22 protein-coding genes are annotated in these 23,055 nt (G+C 32.2%); 7 read left to right on the top strand and 15 right to left on the bottom strand.

The window, feature by feature from the left end; translation table 11 throughout:
* Positions 1-65 precede the first annotated feature (65 nt).
* On the bottom strand, positions 66-1,088 hold the full coding sequence (locus tag NAB20_RS02600) for a cytochrome-c peroxidase (protein ID WP_375605451.1): 1,023 nt from the start codon (positions 1,086-1,088) through the stop codon (positions 66-68).
* Positions 1,089-1,314: 226 nt separating this feature from the next.
* Here NAB20_RS02600 and NAB20_RS02595 point away from each other — a divergent pair, with 226 nt between their 5' ends.
* The 4 genes from NAB20_RS02595 (at position 1,315) to nadD (ending at position 3,930) form a co-directional block, all read left to right on the top strand.
* Entirely contained in the window at positions 1,315-2,175 is an 861-nt protein-coding gene (locus tag NAB20_RS02595; protein WP_105195598.1) for a YicC/YloC family endoribonuclease, read from the top strand.
* A gap of 74 nt (positions 2,176-2,249) precedes the next feature.
* Entirely contained in the window at positions 2,250-2,825 is a 576-nt protein-coding gene (gmk, locus tag NAB20_RS02590; protein ID WP_105195599.1) for a guanylate kinase, read from the top strand.
* A gap of 80 nt (positions 2,826-2,905) precedes the next feature.
* Positions 2,906-3,274: a four helix bundle protein gene (locus NAB20_RS02585; RefSeq protein WP_375605450.1), complete on the top strand. Its 369-nt coding sequence runs from the start codon at positions 2,906-2,908 to the stop codon at positions 3,272-3,274.
* A 74-nt stretch (positions 3,275-3,348) separates the two neighbouring features.
* On the top strand, positions 3,349-3,930 hold the full coding sequence (gene nadD / locus NAB20_RS02580; protein WP_105195601.1) for a nicotinate (nicotinamide) nucleotide adenylyltransferase: 582 nt from the start codon (positions 3,349-3,351) through the stop codon (positions 3,928-3,930).
* Positions 3,931-3,990: 60 nt separating this feature from the next.
* Here nadD and NAB20_RS02575 read toward each other — a convergent pair whose 3' ends face one another.
* The 7 genes from NAB20_RS02575 to NAB20_RS02545 form a co-directional block, all read right to left on the bottom strand.
* A complete protein-coding gene (locus tag NAB20_RS02575) occupies positions 3,991-4,893 on the bottom strand; it encodes an N-acetylmuramoyl-L-alanine amidase (protein WP_105195602.1) in 903 nt (300 codons plus the stop codon).
* An 844-nt stretch (positions 4,894-5,737) separates the two neighbouring features.
* On the bottom strand, positions 5,738-7,186 hold the full coding sequence (locus NAB20_RS02570; protein WP_375605449.1) for a nicotinate phosphoribosyltransferase: 1,449 nt from the start codon (positions 7,184-7,186) through the stop codon (positions 5,738-5,740).
* A gap of 124 nt (positions 7,187-7,310) precedes the next feature.
* On the bottom strand, positions 7,311-8,036 hold the full coding sequence (locus tag NAB20_RS02565) for a metallophosphoesterase family protein (RefSeq protein WP_375605448.1): 726 nt from the start codon (positions 8,034-8,036) through the stop codon (positions 7,311-7,313).
* Positions 8,037-8,188: 152 nt separating this feature from the next.
* Entirely contained in the window at positions 8,189-9,037 is an 849-nt protein-coding gene (locus NAB20_RS02560) for an ADP-ribosylglycohydrolase family protein (RefSeq protein WP_375605447.1), read from the bottom strand.
* Entirely contained in the window at positions 9,034-9,570 is a 537-nt protein-coding gene (locus NAB20_RS02555) for an NADAR family protein (RefSeq protein ID WP_105195236.1), read from the bottom strand. The genes NAB20_RS02560 and NAB20_RS02555 overlap by 4 nt, the downstream gene beginning before the upstream one ends.
* A complete protein-coding gene (prs, locus tag NAB20_RS02550) occupies positions 9,555-10,397 on the bottom strand; it encodes a ribose-phosphate diphosphokinase (protein WP_127823299.1) in 843 nt (280 codons plus the stop codon). The genes NAB20_RS02555 and prs overlap by 16 nt, the downstream gene beginning before the upstream one ends.
* 391 nt (positions 10,398-10,788) lie before the next feature.
* Positions 10,789-11,481 (bottom strand): NUDIX domain-containing protein, encoded by a 693-nt coding sequence (locus NAB20_RS02545; RefSeq protein ID WP_105195228.1) that lies wholly within the window; start codon positions 11,479-11,481, stop codon positions 10,789-10,791.
* A gap of 390 nt (positions 11,482-11,871) precedes the next feature.
* Here NAB20_RS02545 and NAB20_RS02540 point away from each other — a divergent pair, with 390 nt between their 5' ends.
* Positions 11,872-13,035, top strand: coding sequence for an iron-containing alcohol dehydrogenase (locus NAB20_RS02540; RefSeq protein ID WP_375605771.1), 1,164 nt, complete (start codon positions 11,872-11,874; stop codon positions 13,033-13,035).
* Between the two features lie 111 nt (positions 13,036-13,146).
* On the opposite strand, the gene NAB20_RS02535 is transcribed toward NAB20_RS02540, so the two are convergent.
* Positions 13,147-14,007: a nicotinic acid mononucleotide adenyltransferase gene (locus tag NAB20_RS02535; protein ID WP_146105898.1), complete on the bottom strand. Its 861-nt coding sequence runs from the start codon at positions 14,005-14,007 to the stop codon at positions 13,147-13,149.
* 203 nt (positions 14,008-14,210) lie between these two features.
* Here NAB20_RS02535 and NAB20_RS02530 point away from each other — a divergent pair, with 203 nt between their 5' ends.
* Positions 14,211-15,206 (top strand): NAD(P)H-dependent glycerol-3-phosphate dehydrogenase, encoded by a 996-nt coding sequence (locus NAB20_RS02530; RefSeq protein WP_088393923.1) that lies wholly within the window; start codon positions 14,211-14,213, stop codon positions 15,204-15,206.
* A 72-nt stretch (positions 15,207-15,278) separates the two neighbouring features.
* Here NAB20_RS02530 and NAB20_RS02525 read toward each other — a convergent pair whose 3' ends face one another.
* The 3 genes from NAB20_RS02525 to NAB20_RS02515 form a co-directional block, all read right to left on the bottom strand.
* Entirely contained in the window at positions 15,279-15,686 is a 408-nt protein-coding gene (locus NAB20_RS02525) for a hypothetical protein (protein ID WP_088394788.1), read from the bottom strand.
* Positions 15,687-15,939: 253 nt separating this feature from the next.
* A complete protein-coding gene (gene pheS, locus NAB20_RS02520) occupies positions 15,940-16,959 on the bottom strand; it encodes a phenylalanine--tRNA ligase subunit alpha (RefSeq protein WP_088394790.1) in 1,020 nt (339 codons plus the stop codon).
* 97 nt (positions 16,960-17,056) lie between these two features.
* Positions 17,057-17,413: a hypothetical protein gene (locus NAB20_RS02515; protein WP_088394792.1), complete on the bottom strand. Its 357-nt coding sequence runs from the start codon at positions 17,411-17,413 to the stop codon at positions 17,057-17,059.
* Positions 17,414-17,613: 200 nt separating this feature from the next.
* Here NAB20_RS02515 and NAB20_RS02510 point away from each other — a divergent pair, with 200 nt between their 5' ends.
* On the top strand, positions 17,614-18,186 hold the full coding sequence (locus NAB20_RS02510; RefSeq protein WP_105195638.1) for a CvpA family protein: 573 nt from the start codon (positions 17,614-17,616) through the stop codon (positions 18,184-18,186).
* Between the two features lie 341 nt (positions 18,187-18,527).
* Here the strand turns inward: NAB20_RS02510 and NAB20_RS02505 are convergent, their stop codons facing one another.
* The 3 genes from NAB20_RS02505 to hflX all read right to left on the bottom strand — a co-directional run bounded on the left by NAB20_RS02505 (position 18,528) and on the right by hflX (position 22,959).
* On the bottom strand, positions 18,528-20,426 hold the full coding sequence (locus NAB20_RS02505) for an amidophosphoribosyltransferase (protein ID WP_127823294.1): 1,899 nt from the start codon (positions 20,424-20,426) through the stop codon (positions 18,528-18,530).
* Between the two features lie 89 nt (positions 20,427-20,515).
* Positions 20,516-21,442 (bottom strand): PfkB family carbohydrate kinase, encoded by a 927-nt coding sequence (locus tag NAB20_RS02500; protein ID WP_375605446.1) that lies wholly within the window; start codon positions 21,440-21,442, stop codon positions 20,516-20,518.
* 296 nt (positions 21,443-21,738) lie between these two features.
* Positions 21,739-22,959 carry a GTPase HflX gene (gene hflX, locus NAB20_RS02495; protein ID WP_088391744.1) on the bottom strand — a complete coding sequence of 407 codons (1,221 nt, stop codon included), beginning with the start codon at positions 22,957-22,959 and terminating at the stop codon, positions 21,739-21,741.
* Between the last annotated feature and the right edge of the window lie 96 nt (positions 22,960-23,055).

Genomic DNA, 23,055 nt, shown 5'->3' with positions numbered 1-23,055 from the left:
CTAAAACGGGGTTTTAAAAATGCCTTAATTTATACTTTTACAAAATAGCCCCTTTATAAGTATATTTATGATTTTTTATACTTTGTATCTACCTCAGCTGTTAATGTCTTTAAAAACGCTTCAATACTACTAATTTCTTGTTTTGATAAATCTTTATTGAGCTGTACCTTCCCCATTATTTTAATAGCTTCTGACAATGAAGCAACGGAACCATCATGAAAATAAGGATATGTTTTTTCAGCATTTCTCAAACTAGGTACTTTAAACATAAATTCATCACCTGTTTTTTTAGTCCTTTCAAAAACACCTTTATCTATTTTTTTACTATGTGTAAGTTTAGAATAGTCCCCATAAATTCCGAATTTTTGCATCATTTGCCCTCCTAAAGCAACCCCACTATGACACATTACACAATTATTATCCATAAAAGATTTCAGTCCTTCTTTTTCTGTATCGGATATTGCCTGTTCATCTCCATCTAAATAAGCATCAAATCTACTTTTAGGATGTAGTTTCCTTTCAAAAGCTCCAATTGCATTTGTTATGTTTAAAAAAGTAATAGGTTGTTTTTCATCTGGATAAACCTTCTTAAATAACATTATGTAATCTGATTTTTTACGTAATTTTTCTTCCAAAAACTCTTTATTTGGAATACTGTGTTCAATAGGATTTAACAAAGGTCCTCCTGCTTGTTCTTCTACATCCTTTGCCCTTCCATCCCAAAACTGCATGGAATGCAGGGAAGCATACAAAGAAGAAGGCGAATTTCTACCTCCCATTTTTTTGGTATCTCCTAAAGATAATGGTTTATTATCAACACCAAAATTTTCTAAATTGTGACAAGAGTTACAACTAATAGTTCCATTCTTAGAAAGCGAAGAATCAAAATACAATTTTTTACCCAAATTGATTTTTTCTTCGGGAATATTCTCTTCCGAAACTGTAGAAATTGACTTGAAAAAACGAGAAGATTGAATTAATAATTCACTCTTAGACTCTTTATTTTCAGTTGGTTTAGAGAAATCTTCTTGATGATCCTTTTTACAAGTGGTCAAAATTAGCGGAATTAAAAATACGATTTTTTTCATAAAAAAAATTTAGTTAATAGCAGGAAATTGTTTATCTCTATTAAAGCTTTTACCACTTTTTATTATTGATACAATTTCGTAGTTGTTTATTTTAATTTGTACCAAATTACTTCATTTTTATAACCAAAAAAATGATTTTTATCACTTGAAAATTAACCTCGAAAACTACACAAAGAATCGATAACTACAACTAAAAATAATTATCTTTGAGACCAAATAAAAAAGAATGATACTATCAATGACAGGGTTTGGAAAAGCAACATTACAATTGCCTACCAAAAAAATTACCGTTGAGATTAAATCCTTAAACAGTAAAGGTTTAGATTTAAATGTTCGTATGCCTTCTACTTATCGTGAGATGGAACTTGGCTTACGTAATCAAATTTCTCAAAGTTTAGAAAGAGGTAAAATTGATTTTTCATTATATCTAGAAGTAACAGGTGAAGAAACCACTTCTAAAATAAATGCTCCTATCATAAAGGCTTATATAGCCCAAATGAAAGAAATACTACCCGAAGCAGATCTTACTGAATTAATGAAGATGGCAGTACGTATGCCAGATGCTTTAAAAACAGAACGTGAAGAAATAGAAGAAACAGAATGGGCTGAAATTCAAAAAACTATTAGTGAGGCACTGATTAATATCAATCAATTTAGAAAAGACGAAGGACAAGCTCTTGAAAATGAATTTAAAACACGAATTGCTAATATTCAACAATTAATGGATCGTGCTGTATCTTATGATCCCGAACGCATAGAAACTGTAAAAACAAGGTTACGTACCGCTTTAGATGAACTTGAAGCAACTGTAGATGAAAATCGTTTTGAACAAGAATTGATATTTTATTTAGAAAAATATGATATTACAGAAGAAAAAGTTAGATTAGGAAATCATCTAGATTACTTTTTAACGACGTTAAATGGAAATGAAGCTAACGGACGAAAATTAGGATTCATCACGCAAGAAATGGGACGTGAAATTAATACAATGGGATCTAAATCAAACCATTCTGAAATGCAAAAAATAGTTGTAATGATGAAAGATGAATTGGAAAAAATTAAGGAACAAGTATTGAATGTTTTATAAGTAATAAGTAAAGAGTGATTAGTAAATAGCAAATCAAAACTAATCACTCTTCACTTTTCACTAATTACTAAATTATGAATAACGGAGGCAAATTAATCGTATTTTCAGCACCATCAGGATCTGGAAAAACCACTATTGTAAGACATTTATTAGGGATTGAAGAACTAAATTTAGAATTTTCAATTTCCGCAGCCACGCGTGAACCTCGTGGACAAGAAATTAATGGTAAAGATTATTATTTTATATCAATTGAAGAGTTCAAAAAGCATATTAAAGCGGAAGACTTTGTAGAATGGGAAGAAGTGTATCGTGACAACTTTTATGGTACTTTAAAAAAGGAAGTAGAACGTATTTGGGCTATGGGTAAAAATGTAATTTTCGACATTGATGTAGCAGGTGGGTTACGTATCAAAAAGAAATTCCCTGAACAAACATTGGCTGTTTTTGTGAAACCGCCAAGTGTGGACGAATTAAAACGTCGCTTAAAAGAACGTTCAACCGAAAGTGAAGACAAAATTAATATGCGTATTGCTAAAGCACACGTAGAATTAGCTACAGCACCACAGTTTGACACCATCATTAAAAATTATGATCTTGATGTGGCAAAGCAAGAAGCGTATGAATTGGTTAAGGAGTTTATATCCAAATAGTAATCAGTACTTAGTTCACAGTACTTAGTTCACAGTACTTAGTTTTTACAAAAAGTAATAAAACATTAAAAGAACACCTAATGAGTGGAGTGAATACTTACAAAGAACTAATTATTTGGCAAAAGGGAATCAGATTAGTAGTTCTAGTATATAAACTTACTGAAAAATTTCCCAGAGATGAGATTTATGCACTTACTAGTCAAATTAAAAGAGCATCAGTCTCAATTCCATCAAATATTGCTGAGGGTTTTGGAAGAAGAACTGACAAATCTTTTGGTCATTTTTTGAATATTTCCAGAGGTTCTTTAAATGAATTGGAAACACAAATATTCATAGCCAAAGAGTTAAACTTTATTACTGACGAAATTTTATTCGAAGAAGTTATTTCTTTAATAGAAGAAGAATCTAAAATGCTAAATACATTCTCTAAATCACTTAAAGAATTATAAATACTTGGTTACTTGTCCTGAGCAATACCATATACTGAACTAAGGACTAGGAACTAAGGACTAAGAACCAAAAAATGAAAATAGGACTTTACTTTGGAACTTTTAACCCCATCCACATTGGGCATTTGATTATTGCTAATCATATAGCGGAGCATTCTGATTTAGATCAAATTTGGATGGTCGTTACACCTCATAATCCTCACAAACAGAAAAACACTTTGTTAGAGGATTACCATCGTTTACACATGGTACATTTAGCAACTGAAGATTATCCAAAAATCAAGGCCAGTGATATTGAATTCAAGTTACCACAACCTAACTATACCGTAAATACATTGGCTCATTTACAAGAAAAACACCCAAATCATGAGTTTTCGCTGATTATGGGTGAAGACAATTTAAATTCGTTTCATAAATGGAAGAACTATGAGGTCATTCTTCAAAATCATGAAATCTATGTGTATCCAAGAATGAATTCGGAAATACTAGATAGTCAATTTGTGGCTCACCCTAAAATTCACCGAGTAGATGCACCTGTCATTGAACTATCCTCAACATTTATCCGTGAAAGTATTAAGAATAACAAAAATGTAATTCCCATGCTACCCAATAAAGTTTGGGGTTATGTGGAGCATAATTTGTTTTATAGGAAATAAATTAAGTAATAAAGAAAAAGGGGGTGATATTCACCCCCTTTTTTTATTTAGATAACACTCTTATTGTTTTTTATAAATCGCATAGATAACATTTAATGTTTTTTGGTCTATAACCGAGTCGATTTCTGTTTTGATATAATGCAATTTAAACGCTTTGATTGCGGCACTCAAGTTTTTGGTATCATACCCAATTATGCGTAAAGCCATTTCGACATTAAAATCTGTAGGTGCTGTTTCTAATAGTGCATCTGGCCAGATTCCGAAACCTTTTTCAGCTAATAATTGCCAAGGAAATAAAGCGCTAGGATCTACTTTCCTAGTTGGAGCAATATCAGAATGACCTATGAAATTTTGTGTAGGAATATTATAGTCTTTCTTTAATTTTGTTAACAGAGCTAATAAGCTATTGATCTGTTGTTCTGAAAAGGGTTTAAGTCCATTGTTGTCAAGTTCAATCCCAATAGAAGCAGAGTTGATGTCGCTATTTCTTCCCCAAGTTCCACTGCCTGCATGCCATGCTCTTAAGTAATCATTTAGCATTTGTACCACTTTTCCATCTTCTGCGATTACATAATGTGCACTAACTTGTGTACTGGCTAATGTGAAGGTTTTCAATGTTTGTCTTAAAGAATCTTGTGCGGTGTGATGTATAATTACAAAATTTGGTTTCCTTAGATTAAAGTTTACTGTTCCAATCCATTCTGTCTTTACATTTTCTGACGCAGTTGGGTTAAATTTAGAGATAGAATCCTTTCGGGTTTTAATTTGTTTCGTGTAAAGCGTGTCCAAAGAAGTGGTGCTAGTCTCTACTTTTTTTAGGGTAATAGCTTTTTTTTCGGCTAGTTTTTGCTGTAAAACTTTTAGTTGTTGCGTGTATATTTTATTGCTTTCCTTATAAGGATTAGTTCCACATGAACTTATAAGTAAGCCCAAAGTAATACTAAGTAAAAGTTGTTTGTACATTTGTAAGTTGATTAGTTGTTATAGCTAGTATGGCTTCTTTTATTTCTTTTTGAATCCTACTGCAATAATTTTTTTGTAAATATATTTTTGATCTGGATTTAATAACTCTAGTGTTTTTGGTCGGTATTTTAAGAGATCACTTTAATACCCTCGCTTTTACTTTCGTTAGAACCCTTTTTTAGAATTACGTCCGCGTATTTAGACTTTGGATCAAAATGTTTTTAATAACAATCTTTTGCAAAGCATCCAAATTCATTTCTGTTTTAAGATTTTCCATTACTCTGCTAGCCGTTTCTTCACTAGAGGACGGTTTTAGAGTGCTTTGTGTAGGTTTAGGCTCATTTGGTTTATTAGGCTCATTCTTTTATTGTTGCCATATCCATTATTGAATTTTGCCCAATTAGTTTAAGTGAAAACAAAGTGAATCTTAAAAAAGATAAAAATTGAATCTTTTGTATTGCGATTGATTTATAAATTCAAATATACTAATTAAATAAAATCTGAACCAATTTGTTCCTAATAATTTTTTGAACTTTTCTCTGTCTATTTCTATTTTATTTAATTTTCCTAAAAGTCAAACTCATTCTGCCTTCTAATGAAATTTTCTATATACAGGATTCCTTCCATTGATTTTATTTGTAATTATTAACCACAGATGCACAGATATTCAATTTTCAAATGATATAACTTTATTTCACCTTATTTGAAAACAATTATTAGATTGACAAAGTAATTCGCATAATATTCGTAATGTGACTTCTCCTTTTGTCGAAGTGACAAATAAACGATTAATTATTACTTATTGAATATCTCTTGCATTTGTGCATCTGTGGTTAAAAACTTATTATTTGATTCGGCTTCTAATCTCGCTTAAACTTTGGTCGATTGTCAATTTCCCATCACGAAAAACCTCTTTTAATTCGCCTTGTTTTTCTTCTTCCCAAGAAACTTGATCTATTAACTGATACGTTCCGTTTTCTAAAACGACTTTCATTAATCCTTTAGCTGATTTTTTAGTACCGTCATCTGTAATTGGATCTTTGAAAATTTCGCGTCCTTCGCCGTTTACTTCGCCATAAGTTGCTTTCATTGCAAAACCAAAGGTGTCGCGAGTGTTATATTGATAAGTATAGGAACCAATTCCTAACACGACATTAGTTGAAGCAAACCCTTTTTGTTTTAGCTTTTCACAAATTTGAGTAGCTCTTTCAACTGTAATGCTATCGCCATATATAGCGCCAATTTGTGGTGCTAATTCTTTATACCCTTTAGCGTTAGTTGTTCCTCCAAAAACATCCCAAAGTAATTCTACTACTCCTTTGCGTTCTTGTTCAGTTTTTCCATCAGGGTTACCACATAAAATAAGCACTGGATTCCCGCTATCAGGTCGGATGACTACTTTACCTTCTCTTGCTAATATCGTTTCTTTTAGTCGAGGCATATAATCGGTTAATACTTTCCATAAATCCCAAGTATCTGAAACGATGGATACAATTCCTTTAGGGTAAATTTCGCAGATTAAACGTTGAAAGGTTTCAAACTCGCCTTCGGTTGTTCCCATACACATTACCGAATGTTCTGTTGCTGCTACGGATCCTCCCACTAATTCAGCATCGGAGTTGGCATTATAATAGGTTTCCAATGCATCTATCGCTGGTATGGTATCAGTTCCTGTAAAACTTAACAGGTGTCCCATTCCTGAAATCACCGCCGATTCTATTCCGCCCATTCCTCTCATTGAGAAATCGTGTCCTTGCCAATCGACAAATTCGGGGATTGAAGATGTTTCTTGCGCATAAGCACCCAATACTTTTCTGTATTGTTTAGCAATAGTTGCAGAGGTACAAGGCAACCAAACCACGGCAGATAATAGGGTTTCGAAATAATTGGTCAACCAAAAGAATTCGGATTTGGTGTTATACATTGTAAACATTGGCACACGAACAGGCACGCTCACGCCTTCAGGTAGGGCTTTGAAAACCATTGGGATGTAGCCTAAATCGTGTAGGTCTTCGATGTGTTTTGTACCGACTTGGTTTTCGCCTAAGTAGTTGTTGATACGTCGGGCGTAACGCGACACCACAGTTTCTTTGGGTTGGTTGAAGAAATTGGTTTGAAAATCTTCGATAATGTATTTTTTGATGAAATACTGTAAGCCGAAAAATACAACTTCGTTTATACCTTCTATTCTGGATTTACGCGGCGTCCAGTTGGAATAGACTAGAGTAGTGTTGTTTGGGTATTGACGACGGTGATCTACTTTGTAGCCGTCTGTTAATAATAATGGGTTCATATATTCTTTTATAAAATTAAAAACTTCTATAAACTTTGTGCTTGTACTTTGTGTGACATTGTGTAACTCAAGTATTGTTACACAAAGTACACTAAGTTTTTCACAAAGTTACACTAAGGGGCGTTTAATTCCTCCCTCTTTCATTTGGGTATAACTCCCACACGATATCACTTTGCCAAAACTCTTTCGTAGCGACATCCATACAGGTTAATTTACCAGAAAAACCTGCTCCAGTGTCGACATTCCAAACATTGTAACCTTGCATAGGAACATCAATATCATAATTCAAGGTAGGTGTATGTCCAATAAAAATTTCGTGGTAATGCAATAATCGTTTTGGGAACAATTTGGAATCTTTTTTAATTCGTTTGTCCATTGTCAATGCCATTTCCCAAAGGGTTCTGTCAAAGCAAAAATCCAATCGGTTTTCTTCTTTTTCTACTCCGTGCATAGAGGTAAAACCTGCGTGAATATAAAGTCGGTTATCCTTGTCGATGTGGTATTCTTGGAGATTTTGATAAAAGCTCTTGTGTTCAGCGGAAGCTAGTAAACCTGATTGGATATAACTCTGAATGGTTGCTTTTCCACCGTGTTCTTCCCAAACTGGGTTTGATACTCCCAAATTTAACCAACGTCCGCACCACAAATCGTGATTTCCTTGTATAAAAACACAATGATATTTTTTACTTAATTGGATAAGATATTCTACAGTTTGGGCTGATTCACTCCAACCATCGACGTAATCACCAAGAAAAATTAATTTATCAGTCGGAGTAATTCCTACTTTTTCTATCAATTGTTCTAAGGCACGAAGTCCTCCGTGTATATCGCCAAAAACTAGTGTTCTCATTTTCTTCTTATAACTATTAAGTTCATTTATTTTCTAAATACTTAATGACTATTTTCAACTTTAAATAATTTTTAATTTTACCATTAAGAGATAAAGTTGCTTTAAGAAATCTAAAACTTAATGGTTAATTAATATAATAAAAACCTTTTCGTTTAATTGATATTTTTAAACTTCTCTTCTAATTTATTATCCAAATTCATTAAAAACTCTTTTCCGTATAAACCATTTTCTAATTCATCGTATAAAAACGCTGGAAGTGATTTTTCACAATTCGTTTTTTGACTTAAAATGGCCATACATAAAGCAGCAACCGTATCTGTATCTCCCCCATAACTTATCCCTTCTTGTAAACATTGGTGCATTGAAGTCGCTTCTGAAACCAACTTAATCACTGCTTTTGTAGTAGGGTAACCGTGCATATCAATGGGAGCGATAATTTCATACGTTTCCTGTTCATTTAATGTTGTGTTAATAAATTCAATTAAATCATACTTCCCATCTAAACCATATCTGTAAAAATGCACTGCCAAAGCGATACGTTTCGCACATTGGATTCCTTCTATCGTATTATGTGACGTTTTAGCCTGAATTTCGCAACATTTCAACAACATTGAAATATCTTTTACAAATCCAATAGGATACGCCCGCATAGCTGAACCATTACCACTACTTTGAAAAGTTAGATTTGACATAAATTCATTTCCATTGTTGCTCTGGTCAAGTGCATTATAAACCCTATCCGAATATCCTTTTCGTTTATCCCTATGAAAAACCTCTACAAATTTTTGAGCCACTCGTTCTTCGGTCCAATCAAGGTCTTCCAAAACTAGTTCTGTGATAGCAATCGCCATTTGTGTATCATCAGTATATCGTTTGTAAATTTCTGAATACAATCCGTGTGGATAATAGGCTGTTACATCATTAGTATCATCAATAAATTCTTGCTTTTGGAACTCAAAACCAGCTCCGTATGCGTCTCCTATGGCTGCTTGTAAAATCATTTTTTTCCGATTAATATATCCCTCACTTCCATCAATGCAAATCCTAATAAATTTAGTCCGTTCCAAGTTTTAGGATTATTTGCCTTTGGATCATCACCTGTGAGACCAATACCCCAAATTTTATCCACGGGACTCGCTTCGACTAAGATTCTGTCATTGGTATTTAGTAAAAACTCTTTCAATGCTTCATTTTGAGAGAATTTATGGTAATTCCCTTGAACTACTATATCAAAACGTTGGGCATTCCAAATTTCATTATCGAAACCTTTTACCAATCGACCTAATTTTTTAGCCTGATGAGGAGAATTTGCTTTGATGATTTTATCAAACATTTCTTCATCGTTAAATAATTTCGCTTTTTGTGCCATCATCCAATGTTCGGCAGTGGGATACGTAATCCCGTCCACAGTAAATGAACTCTGCCACCATTGACTAAAACAAGTTTTGGTTATACTTCCGTCATTTGAAGGTTGATGCCCCCAAAAGAAAAGGAACTTCGCATTTTTATCTATATTTTCTATTGTGTATTGCATTTCATTTCAATCTTAATTGTTTCTACTTTTTCATTATCAAAATCCTTAAATGAATTGGTCGTAAATATTTTTTCAAAAATTTGTAATTGATCGAATCCTTTGTTAAAAATTCCGTGGCTTACGGCCAAATATAATTTGCCAGCGTTCTTTTTTTGTAATGCTTCGGCTAATCCTATAAAAGTGCCGCCTCCGTCACATATATCATCTACTATCAAACAAGGTTTTCCTTGTAAATCATCGGTATAAACCTTAAAATCTTTTAGTTTTCCTGTTTTTACATCGCGGCTTTTGCTTGCTTCAACTACTTCCACACCGCCTAAATATTCAGACACTTTGTAAATTTTCTTTAAAGCGCCACCATCTGGTGAAATTAAAATTACTTCTTGTCTTATGTTTTCAATTACTTTTTCAATAAATTTATAATTGGTAACCACTTGGCAGTTGTTTAGAACGGCTGGAGTTACTTCGCTATGCGCATCAAAAACATATACTTTAGAAAGATTGAGGCTATTCAAAATATCAGCATATACTTTAACTGAAAGTGGTTCGCCAGGAATCATCACACGATCTTGTCTTGCTGCTGGAAAATACGGAATGAAAAGTTCAATTTCTTTTACATCCATTCTTTTTAAGGCATCAATCGTTAAAATGATTAATCCAAAATCGTTAAAGCTATTTGCACGATGTGTAATGATAACTTTTTGAGTAGTATCAAACGGTTGAATTTTTATATGTGGTTCTCCTCCAGAAAAAGTGAATGTTTGACATTCAATTTGGTTTTGTATTCCAAAGGGAGTGAAGTCTTTATCTAAATTTAATACGAACATATTTATATAGGTTTGCGTTAATGTTACGCAAATATAAAACGTATTTTTTTACTGACAAAATATTTTGTGTTTTTTTTACGCAAAGTTAATTTTGAAAAAATTTAATCGTTGAATGGTTTATAAGATAGCACAAATGCACAGATAACATCTTTTAAAACGTATATTTTTTTAAGAATTGTATTACTACTATAATAAAATAATTTCATTTGCCACAGATGCACAGATTTTGCAATAATTACCTTCCAAATTTATATTATGTTTTAAACTTGGGTGTAATAAATATAAAATAAACTAAATGAATGATTTTAATCGGTGTATCTGTGGTAATTTTTAAATGTGCTATATGAATTATTAATTAATTCAATAACAAAAGTTTATTGAAATAAAAGCTTTACGCAAACTTGATTTCAAAAACCATTCCGTCTTTAGAAAGTTCTTCGTATTTAGCAACGTTAAATTTAAAAAATTTAGCTGGGCGACCCGATTTGGGGTGATGTATATGATCTGTTTCTTCTATAAAACCTAAACTGAGTATTTTTTTTCTAAAATTTCGTCGGTCGATTTCTTTTCCAATGATAGAAGTATATAAATGTTCCAAATCAGAAAATAAAAACTCGTGAGGGAGCAAATCAAAACCTATGGGTTGGTAAGTTAATTTGGCTTTCAAACGCTCCAATGCTTTAGACACAATTTTGTTATGATCAAATGCCATTTTTGGGATTTCATCTACTTTTACCCAGCAAACAGCGTCAGCATCCGTGTCGGCAATTAATTTTAATTTAGATGGATTAACAAGTGCAAAATAAGCAACCGATATTACTCGGTTTCGAGAATCGCGATACACATCATCGCCAAAAGTATAAAGTTGCTCTATATAATTTACTGTAACATTAGTCTCTTCTTTTAATTCACGCTTAACTGCATCGATTAAAGGTTCATTGGCTTTTACTAAACCTCCAGGTAAAGCCCAATGTAAGGTATCTGTACCAAATTTTTGTTGGATAAGTAAAACATATAACGACGAATTTGCATAGCCAAAAACGACTGCATCGACCGCTATTTTTATATTTTGTGAGAAACTCATATCTTGCGTGTATTTTACGCAAAATTAGAAAATATGTTTTAATTTTTTGAAAAAGGCATTTTTAAAATCTGTTGTACAATAATATCGTACAACAGATTTTAAAATTATGATGTCGTAAAAGTATATAAGTAAAAGAGGATTTTCATTCTCTATACAAAAAGTATTAATCTTGGAAATCTGAAAGATTTTCATGTAGTGCAAAATTCCGTTTTCAATATAATTTAGGTTATATTTTTATGTTTTAAACAAATGAATGGTTTGGATTAATAAGCTAATTAACTGCAATACAGTTTTTTATATTTTTGAAGCTATTCTCTATTGAATTTTAACTTTATTTTATAATATCCCGATAAATTGTTTCCTAATTTTATGTTTTTAAACACAAAAAACATGACAAACTTTGAGTTATACAATCCTGTAAATTATATTTTCGGGAAAGGGCAGATAACAAAATTGACAGAATTAGTTCCTCAAAACACCAAGATTTTACTTACATATGGTGGGGGGAGTATTTTTAAAAACGGAATTTATGATCAAGTTAAAACTGCTTTAAAGGGATTTGATGTGGTCGAATTTGGAGGAATTGAACCCAATCCGCGTTTTGAAACGTTGATGAAAGCAGTTCAGATTATTCGTGAACAAAATATAGGTTTTATTATTGCTGTTGGAGGTGGTAGTGTAATAGATGGGACTAAATTTATATCAGGAGCCGTTAAATATCAAGGAGATGAAGTAGAAATTCTTCGTCAAAGAGTGTTATTTAAAGAGCTTAGCGAGGTAGTTCCTTTTGGAACTGTTTTAACTTTACCTGCTACTGGATCTGAGATGAATTCGGGTGCTGTAATTACAATTGAAGAAACACAAGAAAAACTAACTTTAGGAGGTAGTGCTTTATTTCCGCAATTTTCTATTTGTGATCCAACAGTGATAGAATCATTACCTAAACGTCAGTTACAAAATGGTGTAGTAGATGCTTTTACACATGTTATGGAGCAATATTTAACTTATCCACATGATGCGTTATTACAAGATAGAATAGCAGAAAGTATCTTACAAACTTTAGTAGAAATAGGACCTTCAATAGTTGAAAATCCAGCTGATTATAAACTGGCATCTAATTTTATGTGGTGTTGTACAATGGCATTGAATGGATTAATTCAAAAGGGAGTACCTTCTGACTGGGCTACCCACATGATAGGTCATGAATTAACGGCTTTATATGAAATAGATCACGCTAGAACTTTAGCAATTATTGGGCCTAATTTGTATAGAGTAATGTTTGATACGAAAAAAGAAAAATTAGCACAATATGGAAAAAGAGTTTGGGATTTGACTGGATCTGACGATGAAATTGCTGAAAAAGCAATTGAAAAGACAACGGCATTTTTTCATGTAATGGGAATGCTTACTCGTTTATCTGAAAATACAGAAAACTACTCAGAAACAGCTTCTATTGTTGTGAATCGTTTTGAAGAAAGAGGCTGGGAAGCTTTAGGGGAAAAACAAAATATTACTCCTGAAAAAGTAAGAGCTATCATAGAAATGAGCTATTAAAACGTTTTTTTAAAAAACTTGAATTATAATTCAAAAAGCGCACTTGATTTACTCAATGTGCGCTTTTTTACTAAACACCAAAAACAAAACGTAACTTAACTTTTAACCCAATTATTTTTCTACATCTGTTTTTGCTTTGCTAACAGTCAATCGAAGATATTCAATGAATCCTCTCCCTTCAAACTCATACGTTGTTCCACTTGTATTATGAAACAATCGAATTCGATGGTCATTAATAACGCTTAGTGTGAAAGATTCATTGCCCCAAAAATCATAATCTAATGTTAATTTTTTAGTGTATGGATTCAGATTATTTGAAATACCGTACAGACCTGTAAAATCCCAATAAATGTTGTTTACATTCGTTCTGGGTGAATCTTTAGATGAACGAAAACGTTTGTCGGTTCCTCCTGCTAAAAATTGTATAAAATTTTCCTTATCAAAATCATTTAAAGCTCCTATTCTGCTGGTATATACTTTTTCCCATGCTTTGTATTCTTGTAAGAAGTAATGAATATTATCATTAAATAATTTATCGTAATCGAAGTTACTTCGTTGATACCCTATTAAGTAGTAGCTTACTTTGCGAAAAGGATCATATAATCTTATTTTATTTTTTGTTAGTTGGCTTATTTGTAATTCAAATGTTCCGTATACATCGTGAAAAACACGAATAGAATTGGAGTTGTAATTATACGCTCCTACTCTTGTTCCAAATCCATTGCCTGTAGAGCCGATTCCTGCTAAGTTATTATTAGTATATAAAGCTCCATTTAAAAAAGAAATGGTGAAAGCGCGTGTTATGAAAGGGATATTACCTGAACCTTCTGTAGCATTATAATCTATATACCATAAATCATAACTTTCTATTCGTTTTGATATGCTTGTATTCGTTGCAGCCGGTTCTCTATGGTCTTCAATTATAGCTTCGTTAGTACACGACTGAAATAAGGAGGGTATTATTATTATCAATAAAAATATTTTTATCATTTTCATACTATTAAGAATTTGAAGTTTCCTAACTTAGCTAACCAATATACGTGCCATTTTTTTGTAACTTTGGATTTTTATTTAGAATTGCATCTTTACGCATAAAAATATTTTATCTTAATCTAATAGATAGGTGATGAAGCGTTTATCCTGAGCGTGGTAAAATTGATCGGGAGTAATAAAATATGAATACACAACCCAAATTTGCTGTTATTGGTGGTGGTAGTTGGGCTACCGCAATCGTAAAAATGTTATGTGAAAATGTAGATCAAATTGCTTGGTATATGCGAAGTGTTTACGCATTAGAGCATTTGAAATTGCACAAACATAATCCTAATTATCTAAGTTCTGTAGCATTTAATATTAACCAATTACAACTTACTAATGATATTAATCAAGCGATTAAAGACGCTGATTATGTGATTTTTGCAATACCTTCTGCATTTTTAAGTACGGAACTTGAAAAAATGACGGAAGATCTTAAAGATAAAGTAGTTTTTTCTGCTATCAAAGGAATTGTTCCTGAAAGTAGCTTGATAGTAGGGGAACATTTTCACACAAAATATTCTATTCCTTATGAAAATATAGGGGTAATTACAGGACCTTGTCATGCTGAAGAGGTTGCATTAGAACGTCTTTCTTATTTAACTATAGCTTGTGGGGATATGGAAAAAGCAAAAATTGTAGCTACTAATCTTTCTAGTTATTATATTAAAACTAAAACTTCAGATGATATTGTAGGTACAGAGTATGCTGCAGTTTTAAAAAATATTTATTCCATTGCAGCTGGGATTGCCCATGGATTAGGATATGGTGATAATTTTCAAGCGGTCTTAATGAGTAATGCCATTCGTGAAATGAAACGATTTATTAAACAAGTACATCGTATGAAACGTAATATAAACAATTCAGCTTATTTAGGTGATTTACTTGTAACAGGTTATTCTGTTTTTTCAAGAAATCGGATGTTTGGTAATATGATAGGCAAAGGATATACTGTAAAATCAGCTCAAATGGAAATGAGTATGGTTGCTGAGGGGTATTATGCTACTAAAAGTGCTTGGACACTAAATGAAGAATACCAAGCTAAAACACCTATATTAGATGCTGTTTATCAGGTTTTGTATGAGGGTAAAGAGGCTAAAAAGGTCTTTAAAAAACTAACTGAAAAATTAGATTGATTTTTAGGGCAATATAAAAAAGAAAGAGAAAAGAATACTGAAATTTATAGTCTTCTTTTCTCTTCTTTTTATTTATTTTACGACCACTCCATTTTGCCATATATGAGGCACTTCTTCTGTAGCTCGCTCATTAATTGTATTGGAGCGAAAAGTGAATTTTTTATCATAAAGTGTGTTTCCTATAAAATAAGTCACCATAAACTCATTATTAAGTACTAAAACACTATTTTCTATCATTTCTATTTTTAAAGCAGAAACACTTGGTAAAGCTTTAAATCCGTGACGTAATAAGGATGTTTTACGCATTTCGCCTTCTATTTTACCATAAGCTTTAGAAACTACTATAATATTTTCTAAATCGTAATCGGAATCATTAATTAGGTAGACGTTCCATACTTTATCCATAAAGTCATCATTCCATTCTTGTATAGCGGCTAAAAATACATTTTCTACTTTAGGGATTATAATGTCTTTTTTCATTTTAGTCTTTAGTTTAAAAGGCTAAAATCAAAAGTTTAAAAACCAACTTTTGATTTTTATTTTTGACTTTAATCTAAAGTCAATCTTGGAAATCTATTCTATTTTATTTGTTTCAAATTCAAGTATGTATACTGATTTTATTACTTCATGTAATAATATATTCTTCTATACAGGATTTGCCGTAAGCATTTTAATTTATTAAAAAAATAATTTTAGAATAGATTTCAAATACTGAATCTAGATTTAATAGTTATTATATACTTGATTTAAATTGTTCTAAGAAACGTACATCGTTTTCATAGAACATACGAATATCTCCAATTTGGTATAATAACATGGCAATACGCTCAATTCCCATACCAAAAGCAAAACCATTATAGTCATCAGGATTAATATCACAGTTTTTTAATACATTTGGATCTACCATACCGCATCCCATAATTTCCAACCAGCCTGTTCCTTTAGTTATTCGGTAATCAATTTCGTTTTTTAACCCCCAATAAATATCTACTTCTGCACTTGGCTCTGTAAATGGAAAATAAGATGGACGCAAACGGATTTTTGATTTACCAAACATTTCTTTTGTAAAATACAACAAGGTTTGTTTTAAATCGGCAAACGAAACATCTTTGTCTATATAAAGACCTTCTACTTGATGAAAAATACAGTGTGAACGAGAGGAAACGGCTTCATTGCGAAAAACACGTCCTGGAGAAATTGTACGGATCGGAGGTGTATTATTTTCCATATAACGCACTTGTACTGATGATGTATGTGTACGTAATAAAATATCAGGATTGGTTTGAATAAAGAATGTGTCTTGCATATCTCTTGCTGGATGGTATTCTGGCAAGTTTAAGGCTGTAAAGTTATGCCAATCGTCTTCAATTTCAGGCCCTTCTGAAACATTGAAACCTATATTCGAAAAAATATCAATAATTTGGTTTTTAACTAATGATATAGGATGTCTTGACCCCAACTTAATAGGCTCTGCAGGGCGTGTTAAATCGCCGTATAACCCCTTAACTTCTTCTTTGCTTTCTAGGTCTTCTTGAATTGATTTTACCTTTTCTTCGGCTGTCTTTTTTAATGTATTAATAATCTGACCAAATTCTTTTTTTTGATCATTTGGAACATTTTTAAATTCAGCAAAAATATCCTTTACTAATCCTTTACTTCCAAGAAATTTAATTCGGAATGCTTCTAATTTTTCCTTATCTTGTGTATCAAACGTTTGTGCTTCTGCAATGTATTCTTTAATCTTATCTATCATCGGTTCTCCTTTGAAGGTGCTAATTTAAGGTTTTTTAGGTATTAGACAAAAGTAAATAGTCATTAGTTATAGCATTACAACAGTAGCCATTATCTAATTAATCTATAACTCTTTTCTCTACAAAATAGTTTACAATTGCTTCTTTCATTAAAACGGATTGTTCACCTGCTTTTAACGGTGGTAGTTCTTCTTTTATCTTATAATGAGGCCAGCCTTCCTGATCAAAATAATCAAATTCATAATATCCATAAGGTTCTAACAATCTACAAATGGCTATATGCATTAAATTAACCTTTTCGTCTTTCTTAAAGGTCTGGTTAAATTTACCTAATTCTTGTACTCCTATTAAATAAATAATAGCGTCTAAGTCTAGCTCATCCCCATCTGCAAATTTATTAGATAAGAAACTTGTAATTTGTTCCCATCTTTTTTTCAATTGTATATCTCGACTCATTTTAATATAGAGAATAATTTTAGAGTATCTAAAAAGTAGTAATTTAACGTCTTGTTTATCTCTTCAACGATGGGAGAAATAACAAGATCGCGATCTTTTAGAGATACTCCCTTTTTTTGTGCAAATATAAGACTAATAAAGCATAGCTATCTTTTTTCTTTCTTCTTTTCTCTTTTTGTTATATTTGAAAAAAAGAAAAAATGGGATTTGTAGATATTATAATAGGAGCGTTATTAGTTTTTGCTTTTTATAAAGGTTTAAAAAATGGCTTATTTGTAGAACTAGCTTCGTTAATAGCGTTTTTTATAGGCGTTTTTATTGCTATTAAATTTTCTTATGCTGTAAGTGATCTTTTAAAAGATTTTTTTTTATGGTCATCTAAAACTATTCAAGTTTTTGCTTTTGTCCTTACTTTGGTATTTGTTGTGCTAGGAATTCATTTTATTGCAAAATTACTTTCTAGTGTTGCTAATTTTGCATTTTTAGGCTGGGCTAATATATTAGCTGGAGGCGTTTTTGCTGTTATAAAATCGGCCTTATTAATTGGTATTTTTTTAAATCTTTTTCAAAAAGTAAATATAAATGATATGATGATTAGCAAGGAGACACAAGAAAGTTCTTTATTTTTTAATCCTTGTATGAAAACGTCGTATTTTTTATTGCCTATTTTAGGAGATTGGTTTACTGATTTAAAAGAAAAAACGGCAAATTGGGATAAAAAGGAAGTGTCTACAAAAAGTGAAGAAAAAAATAAAAGTGAAGAAAAAATGTAGGTTTGATTAATGGTTAGGTTCTTTTTCTGTACTTAGGGAATAAGAATTAATCATTTAGAGTGTTATTTTTAGCATTTTTTGTTCTTTCGGAAGATGGTTTAAATTTAACTTAGATTTCTTGTTAGATTCGAAGCGAATGGGAAAATCTAATTTGTATGAACTTTATTTTTGAGTTGAAAAGGGAGTAAAATAAAAAAGACAGAACCTAATTCTGTCTTTTTTGCCCCAAATCTACCATAAACTTAACCTACTTATTGTAATGGTGCCTCAAATTTATGGAGAGAAGGAGTGGTATTGAAATAAAATCGATGAAATACCTAAAAACACGATAAAATACACTTTTAGTATGCTCTCATGTTATTTCCTTCGTAGAAGTTTATGAAAGCCCTATTTACCACACGGTTTCCTCCATCCGTAGGATAATTGCCAGTAAAATACCAGTCGCCTAAATTTTTTGGACAGGCTTTGTGTAGGTTTTCTACTGATTGAAAAATTATTTTTATTTCGGCATTTATGGTAGATTCTTTTAGCATTTCAGCAATTTTATCTGAAATTTGTTCATCTGTAAATTGAGCATATAACTCATTTACATAATTTATTACTTCTGAATCTTGCTTGTGTTCTTGTGCTTTACATTTTGTATAAATGTCTTCTACCAGATGGTATTTGTTGGTTTGCTTTAGTAAATCTAACATGGCTTGAAAGGCGATTAAAGTTTCTAATTTAGCCATGTCAATACCATAGCAATCGGGGTAGCGTATTTGTGGTGCAGAAGAAACAATAATGATTTTTTTAGGATTTAAACGATCCATCATTTTGATAATACTTTTCTTTAAGGTTGTTCCTCTTACAATACTATCATCAATGATTACGAGATTGTCAGATTTTTTTACGACTCCGTAAGTTACATCGTATACATGAGCTACCATGTCATCTCGAGAATCATCATTTGTAATAAAAGTTCTAAGTTTAGCATCCTTGATCGCAATTTTTTCAGAACGTATTTTAACATCTAAGATTTCTTTTAGACGATCGGGTGATAATTGTTCTTTTTGCTCAAGAATGGTGTTTATTTTGCGTTGGTTTAAGAAGTCATTAGCGGCTTCTATCATTCCAAAGAAAGAAGTTTCAGCTGTATTAGGGATGTATGAAAAAACGGTATTGTCGGTGTCATTTTCAATTGCTTTTAAAACTTCGGGAAGGATTAATTTTCCTAGATTTTTTCGCTCTTGATAGATTTCGGCATCACTTCCTCTAGAAAAATAAATACGTTCAAAAGAGCATGCCTTTTTTAGAGTAGCTTCTCTTATTTTTTCATCAATCACAAGGCCGTTTTTCTTAATGATAATGGCGTGCCCAGGCGTAATTTCTTGAATAGATTCAAAAGGAACATTGAAAACAGTTTGAATTACAGGGCGTTCAGAGGCAACTACTACAATTTCGTCATCATGGTAATAAAAAGCGGGGCGTATACCTGCTGGATCACGTGTAACAAAAGCGTCTCCATGACCTATTAAACCAGCCATGGCATATCCGCCATCCCAATTTTTAGAAGCTCTTCGTAAAATACGTCCAACATCCAGTCGTTCAGCAATTACAGGGGATGCTTCTTGTTTGCTAAGGCCTTCTTCTTTGCATTTCTGGTATAAATCGGTTACTTCGTCATCAAGGAAATGACCTATTTTTTCCATAACGGTTACTGTGTCAGCCATTTGTTTAGGGTGTTGTCCTAAACGAACTAAGTCGCCAAAAAGTTCTTTTACATTGGTCATGTTAAAATTACCAGCCACAATTAAATTGCGGTTCATCCAGTTGTTTTGGCGAAGGAAAGGATGTACATTTTCAATGCTGTTTTTGCCAAATGTCCCATAGCGAACATGTCCAAGAAAAACCTCTCCTATATAAGGAATGTTTTCCTTCAATAAATTTATATTATTTTTATATTCGGGGTGTAATTCTAGTTCTTGATTGATGCGTGAATTAATTTGTGCGAAAATATCTTGAATGGGTTGTGCTTGGTTAGAACGTATTCTACTGATATAACGTACTCCTGGGGTTACATCTAATTTAATACTTGCTAATCCAGCACCGTCTTGACCTCTGTTGTGTTGTTTTTCAAGAAGCAGGTACATTTTTTCAACCCCGTAAAAAGCAGTGCCATACTTTTCTTTATAATATTCTAAGGGTTTTTTTAATCTCAAAAGTGCTATACCGCACTCGTGTTTAATTGCATCGCTCATTGTGTTGTTGGTTGTGTGTAGTTAAGACCGAAAAGCATCGGTGTCGTAAAATTTTAATTAAAAAAGCCCCGAAAAAACGGGGCGAAAATTTATGATAATTCTATCTCAAACTGTGTTAAGGCTTTAAATTGTCTTAATCGAGTTTGGGCTTCTTCCTTTGTTAAGTTTACCATGCGTTCTGTACCGAATTTTTCTACACAAAAAGAAGCTAAGTTAGATCCATGTACAATTGCTGATTTCATATTTTCAAAAGAAATATTTTCGCTTTGTGTAATGAAGCCAGAGAATCCTCCAGCAAAGGTATCACCAGCGCCTGTTGGATCATACACTTCTTCTAAAGGTAATGCGGGTGCAAAGAAAACCTCTTTTTCATTGAAAAGTAAAGCGCCGTGTTCTCCTTTTTTGATTACGACATATTTAGGTCCCATTTCATGAATTTTAGCGGCAGCTTTAACCAAAGAATACTCACCTGATAACTGGCGTGCCTCCTCATCATTGATTGTGATTACGTCTACACGTTTCATTACGGCTTTTAATTCTTCTAGAGCACAATCCATCCAGAAATTCATTGTATCCAGAACTACTAATTTGGGTTTTTCGGTTAATTGATCTAATACGCTTGACTGTACTAATGGATGTAGATTACCTAGCATTATGACATCTGCATTCTTGAAATTATCAGGAACTACAGGTTTAAAATCAGCTAATACGTTTAATTCAGTTACTAATGTATCGCGAGAATTTAAGTCATTATGGTATTTTCCACTCCAGAAAAAAGTCTTGCCTCCTTTTACCACTTCTAAGCCATTTACATCTATGTTTCTAGATTTTAATAAGTCAATATATTCTTGAGGAAAATCTTCTCCCACAACAGATACGATGGCTGATTGTAAATTAAAATTAGAAGCAGATAGACCGATGAAGGTAGCAGCTCCTCCTAAAATTTTATCAGTTTTACCAAACGGCGTTTCAATAGCGTCAAAAGCTACTGTTCCTACAATCAATAATTTGTTCATAAACGAATTGAAAATTAGAGCGCAAAGTTACAATTATAAGTTGTAAAGTGCAAAGTTTTAAGTATTAGAAAAAGGAAAGGCGTTAATTTAAGAAAAAGAATAAAGAAGAAATCGTTCTAAAGCTTTGTGAAAAAGATAATAAAATGAGGAAGCATCCAAAAAAAATAAATCTTGTGTTTTCTTTAATTGATTTGTTATCATTGGTTAAAGATTGAAAAATTTTAGAATACAAGATGATTAGGTAAGTAAAAGTTGTAAACTAATTGTTTTACTTTTTGGATGCTTTCTCGTTTATTTTATTCTCCATCAGCTTCTTTATAATCAGGATATAAGAAATTATTATAAGGAAATCGTGTAATGTGAATTTGTCTTACGGCTTCGTAAACTTTTTCTCTAAATTCTTCAAAATTATGTTTTTCAGTAGCTGAAATAAACAAGGCATGATTTTCACCTAAACGATTCATCCATGTGTTTTTCCAATCTTGAAGAGTGTAATGCTTAGTTGTTTTTTCTGTAATCAAATCATCTTCTGCGATGGTTAAATGTTGGTAAGAGTCTATTTTGTTAAATACCATAATAGTGGGTTTATCCGAGCTCTTGATGTCTTGTAAAATTTGATTGACGGATTCTATATGATCTTCAAATTCAGGATGTGAAATATCTACTACATGTAGTAAGAGATCAGCTTCTCGTACTTCATCTAGTGTGCTTTTAAAAGATTCGACTAATTGAGTAGGTAATTTCCGAATAAATCCTACTGTATCTGAAAGGAGGAAGGGCAAATTTTTGATTACTACTTTTCTTACTGTAGTGTCTAAAGTTGCAAATAATTTGTTTTCAACAAATACTTCACTTTTTCCAACGGCATTCATAAGAGTAGATTTTCCAACGTTCGTATAACCAACTAAGGCAACGCGAACCATAGCTCCTCTATTACTGCGCTGAATAGCCATTTGTTTGTCTATGGTTTTAATTTTTTCTTTTAATAGCGCAATGCGATCGCGTACAATACGACGGTCGGTTTCAATTTCTGTTTCTCCAGGACCACGCATTCCAATTCCACCTCGTTGACGCTCTAAGTGGGTCCACATACCAGTTAGTCTTGGGAGTAGATATTGACATTGTGCTAATTCAACTTGCGTGCGAGCATACGAGGTTTCAGCACGTTGGGCAAATATATCTAGGATAAGATTGGTACGATCTAATACTTTACAATCTAATTCGCGGGTAATATTTTTTTGTTGTGCGGGTGAAAGTTCGTCATCAAAAATAACCGTTTTGATATCGTTTTCTTTGATGTATATATTAATTTGATCAAGTTTTCCTGTACCAACAAATGTTTTAGGATTAGGTTTGTCCATTTTTTGCGTAAAACGTTTTACCACTTCACCACCAGCAGTAAAGGTCAAAAATTCTAATTCATCTAAATATTCATTTAGTTTGTCTTCGTTTTGACTTTGAGTTACGATCCCTACAATTACTGTTCTTTCAAAAATATGTTTTTCTTTTTCTAACATTTCATTTAATTGAGGTACAAAATTAAGCAATAAAATGATAGAAATAAAAAACCCAATTCAATCTGAATTGGGTTTTTATACTAAATTTATTTTTTT

The sequence above is a fragment of the Flavobacterium davisii genome (assembly GCF_042182265.1).
In the GTDB taxonomy this organism is placed as follows: Bacteria; Bacteroidota; Bacteroidia; order Flavobacteriales; family Flavobacteriaceae; genus Flavobacterium; species Flavobacterium davisii.
The sequence above is the reverse complement of the archived record's forward strand: the minus strand, read 5'-3'. Positions and strand labels throughout refer to the sequence as shown.

Excerpts from the sequence above, each read along its gene's own strand:
- prs (WP_127823299.1), bottom strand. The coding sequence starts at position 10,397 with ATGTTCGTATTAAATTTAGATAAAGACTTCACTCCCTTTGGAATACAA.
- NAB20_RS02565 (WP_375605448.1), bottom strand. The coding sequence starts at position 8,036 with ATGAGAACACTAGTTTTTGGCGATATACACGGAGGACTTCGTGCCTTA.
- nadD (WP_105195601.1), top strand. The coding sequence starts at position 3,349 with ATGAAAATAGGACTTTACTTTGGAACTTTTAACCCCATCCACATTGGG.
- NAB20_RS02570 (WP_375605449.1), bottom strand. The coding sequence starts at position 7,186 with ATGAACCCATTATTATTAACAGACGGCTACAAAGTAGATCACCGTCGT.
- NAB20_RS02600 (WP_375605451.1), bottom strand. The coding sequence starts at position 1,088 with ATGAAAAAAATCGTATTTTTAATTCCGCTAATTTTGACCACTTGTAAA.
- gmk (WP_105195599.1), top strand. The coding sequence starts at position 2,250 with ATGAATAACGGAGGCAAATTAATCGTATTTTCAGCACCATCAGGATCT.
- NAB20_RS02500 (WP_375605446.1), bottom strand. The coding sequence starts at position 21,442 with ATGAACAAATTATTGATTGTAGGAACAGTAGCTTTTGACGCTATTGAA.
- NAB20_RS02540 (WP_375605771.1), top strand. The coding sequence starts at position 11,872 with ATGACAAACTTTGAGTTATACAATCCTGTAAATTATATTTTCGGGAAA.
- pheS (WP_088394790.1), bottom strand. The coding sequence starts at position 16,959 with ATGATAGATAAGATTAAAGAATACATTGCAGAAGCACAAACGTTTGAT.
- NAB20_RS02585 (WP_375605450.1), top strand. The coding sequence starts at position 2,906 with ATGAGTGGAGTGAATACTTACAAAGAACTAATTATTTGGCAAAAGGGA.
- NAB20_RS02505 (WP_127823294.1), bottom strand. The coding sequence starts at position 20,426 with ATGAGCGATGCAATTAAACACGAGTGCGGTATAGCACTTTTGAGATTA.
- NAB20_RS02530 (WP_088393923.1), top strand. The coding sequence starts at position 14,211 with ATGAATACACAACCCAAATTTGCTGTTATTGGTGGTGGTAGTTGGGCT.
- NAB20_RS02560 (WP_375605447.1), bottom strand. The coding sequence starts at position 9,037 with ATGATTTTACAAGCAGCCATAGGAGACGCATACGGAGCTGGTTTTGAG.
- NAB20_RS02545 (WP_105195228.1), bottom strand. The coding sequence starts at position 11,481 with ATGAGTTTCTCACAAAATATAAAAATAGCGGTCGATGCAGTCGTTTTT.
- NAB20_RS02525 (WP_088394788.1), bottom strand. The coding sequence starts at position 15,686 with ATGAAAAAAGACATTATAATCCCTAAAGTAGAAAATGTATTTTTAGCC.
- hflX (WP_088391744.1), bottom strand. The coding sequence starts at position 22,959 with ATGTTAGAAAAAGAAAAACATATTTTTGAAAGAACAGTAATTGTAGGG.
- NAB20_RS02595 (WP_105195598.1), top strand. The coding sequence starts at position 1,315 with ATGATACTATCAATGACAGGGTTTGGAAAAGCAACATTACAATTGCCT.
- NAB20_RS02555 (WP_105195236.1), bottom strand. The coding sequence starts at position 9,570 with ATGCAATACACAATAGAAAATATAGATAAAAATGCGAAGTTCCTTTTC.
- NAB20_RS02515 (WP_088394792.1), bottom strand. The coding sequence starts at position 17,413 with ATGAGTCGAGATATACAATTGAAAAAAAGATGGGAACAAATTACAAGT.
- NAB20_RS02575 (WP_105195602.1), bottom strand. The coding sequence starts at position 4,893 with ATGTACAAACAACTTTTACTTAGTATTACTTTGGGCTTACTTATAAGT.
- NAB20_RS02510 (WP_105195638.1), top strand. The coding sequence starts at position 17,614 with ATGGGATTTGTAGATATTATAATAGGAGCGTTATTAGTTTTTGCTTTT.